Raw genomic sequence first — 2,933 nt, forward strand, 5'->3', positions numbered from 1 at the left:
GCCATGCCGGCGGAAAGCGTCCGCCCTGTAGCGCAAATCAACATTACTCAGCGGTACCTAAGTAAAAGGGTGACGTGCAAATCACATCACCCCAACATTTGATTTAGAACCCTTTTTCTAAACCTCTTGTTGGATGTCCGTAAATTTCGTCTGTTAAATAAATCTTTGCGCCTATGGAAAATTATTTTCATGAAACAAAGGTATGCGGAATGAGTGCAGTGTGGCGCTTAGTTATGTCAGATATTTTAAATAGTAGACACTAAACTAGAGAATTTTTCAGAGAATGCAATTATTAGCGAATCAACAAAGAAGAAGGAAAATAGTTGACTATAAAGTCGTTAGACATACCAAACGTGTGTAAGATTTAAGTAAACAGAGCTCGTAGGAGGGTTAGGGTTCGACCTATCTAAAGTTTACGAATCTACGTGATACAACTATGTAAACTTGTAATCTTCTAATCTTTTAATTCAGTATCTGTAAATCTTGGTATAACAAGGTTCACAAGGTGTATACAAACAACAAATTAGTTTGCAGAATATAATGGTGTTTATGTAATTTACATCTGATGATCACTATTAAATAATTAAATGGATGTTTTTGAGGGAGGTTTTTAAATACAAGAAATTAATCAATCCGTTGATACATCAATATTTATAGAGGGAGAGATTTAAAGTGAAAAAGGTATTAATAGTATTCCTGACTATATTAATAGAAACGGGTTTGTTATGGGCAATATCTGTATTAATACGGTGGGATCTTATGGAGTTTCTTTTTTTAGGAGGAGTAGTACTATTCGCAATTCCATGGCTGTTTTTATATTCTTCTACTCACAACCAAAACGTACATAACGCAAGCATAAGAGGAATAACGGGACAGGATACAGGAGGAGTAAAACAGTTTCAATTTCGTTTCTCACCAATCATGGTTGGGTTGGTATTGTTTATGGTATTAAGTTTATGCTTGACTGTTTTTTATTACTATGATTACTTTTAAACTAACCGAATAAAGCTATTACTATAACAGATCTTCTAATAAGCTTTGCATGGAGTGATTGTTATTAGAGGCGTTATTGAAAGCACTGTACCGCAATATACCATTTGACGACTCTTTATTGAAAATAAATTCAGTACTATTTCATAAATTTATTTGCGCAGAATCAGGCTTAAGAATGTCCTAAACACAACAAATTCGGATTTTTTTACACTGAACTAAATAGAAATTGTAACAAATAGATTGATTAATATAGTAAGAGGGAGACGGAAATCATTAATACAAAAAAAAGTTTCTTAATTTCAGTAATTATGTTTTTAGCTTTTGCTTTATCGGGATGTGAACAAACGGAACAGTCTCAGGTAAATAATCAACAACAAAATATTTCCTATTCTTTCAAAAATCCTAATACGGAGCAAGAGTTTGAGATACTTCATGCTTACTTGTTATACGAAAGCTTTATTGAGGCTGTACAAGAGAATCCGGATGAATCACACAATAAGCTATATCAACAAGAAGTTATACAACCTGTGCATGAGGCATGCTTTGAGGATTCAGGATTTGTAGACTTGGATACTATGCTTAACTGGGTACCAAAGGAAAGTGATTTTGATGATTTAAAAAGCCAAATTGAATTAACAAATAAAGATTATTTAAATGAGTTGTTTAAGGAAGCGCTTATCAAATCTTCAGACATACTTCCATCAAATAAAAAAACGACGGTATGTGTGTTTCCTCAAGACAAAAGACTTGTTTCTAATATGTATACACTCGGAACAGGGAAGATTATAGTCTTTCACAGCAAGCCCGATAGGTATTATAGAGCCGGTATGGCCCATGAATATCATCATAGTGTCTTAAATTGGGAACAGTACACGGACGATAATTTTGAAACAGGATTAGATCGTTTAATAACGGAAGGGAAAGCCATGATGTTTGAAACCTTGGTGTATCCTGATTCAAATACTAAATACCATGGGCTTGACGAAGGTTTTAACAAGGAACTTTGGAGCAAGATTGAACCATATCTTGAAAGCGCTGTTACATTTGAATTTGTTGAGGAAATGGTGACAGGTGGATCTAATGGTATTCCGCAGTATTATGGCTACAGTGAAGGATACAAAATGGTTAGATCATACTTGGATTTGCATCCCAGTATGACAGTTGAAGAATGGACTTCAAAAAGCTCAAAAGAAATTTTTGAAGAGATCAATTATATATCTAACTACCAGTAAATTTTATTGAAGTCTACGACGTTCATGATTTTCAAAAAATAAAAAATGTATGTGAGTTTGTTCATACCAAATCATAACAGTTATCGTTAATGTTAGCTATGCGATAATCATAATTTGATATGACTATAGAAGAGGAAAACGTTTGGGTAAATGTAGAGGAAGTCCGTAGGCTGAGAGAGGTTCGGTAGTACAGTTGATACAAATCAATGAAGGGAGTGCTTGAGGGATAGTTCACCTGTCCTTATACAAGAAGGTAGGTGGGGGATAGAATATGAAGGCAGATTGAATGTTAATCTCCATTTTATGCCTTATTGCCTCTTTTACATTTTTAACTCTGAATGAGTACAGTGGTTTGGAAATAATGGTACCTGTTGCCAAGCCATTCTGTTCAACAAACTGAGCAGTGAGCAGTTGGTCCAAGTTCTTTCTGGGAAACTACGGTCACACATGGTCATTTTTTTTCATCAGAGATTTTTTCATTGTTAAGGACTGTTAAATGGCTTTCTGTGAAATGTTGATTTAACAGGTTGTCTTTGTGGTTGTTTTTGAGGATTTTGCGAATAGATGTAATCATCCGCACATCCATTAAGGAAATGATTCAAGGGGCTGTCCAATAAGTCCCTAAAATAGAACAGGTGGCGAAAAACGAATCGTTTTTCGCCACCTGTTCTTGTATTTTTCTCATTCAATACTGAAAGTAGCACGCGG

The 2,933-nt window shown here is 34.7% G+C and carries 2 protein-coding genes; both read left to right on the top strand.

Going from position 1 to position 2,933, the window contains the following annotated elements; translation table 11 throughout:
* The first annotated feature begins 672 nt into the window (after positions 1-672).
* Positions 673-993, top strand: a complete 321-nt coding sequence (locus WFH04_RS17955) for a hypothetical protein (RefSeq protein ID WP_336825680.1) — start codon at positions 673-675, stop codon at positions 991-993.
* A gap of 308 nt (positions 994-1,301) precedes the next feature.
* Complete coding sequence (locus WFH04_RS17960; RefSeq protein ID WP_336825682.1) at positions 1,302-2,225, top strand: DUF2268 domain-containing putative Zn-dependent protease; 924 nt, start codon at positions 1,302-1,304, stop codon at positions 2,223-2,225.
* Positions 2,226-2,933 lie beyond the last annotated feature (708 nt).

Origin of the sequence: Sporosarcina sp. USHLN248 (genome assembly GCF_037144575.1) — a bacterium.
GTDB lineage: Bacteria > Bacillota > Bacilli > Bacillales_A > Planococcaceae > Sporosarcina > Sporosarcina contaminans.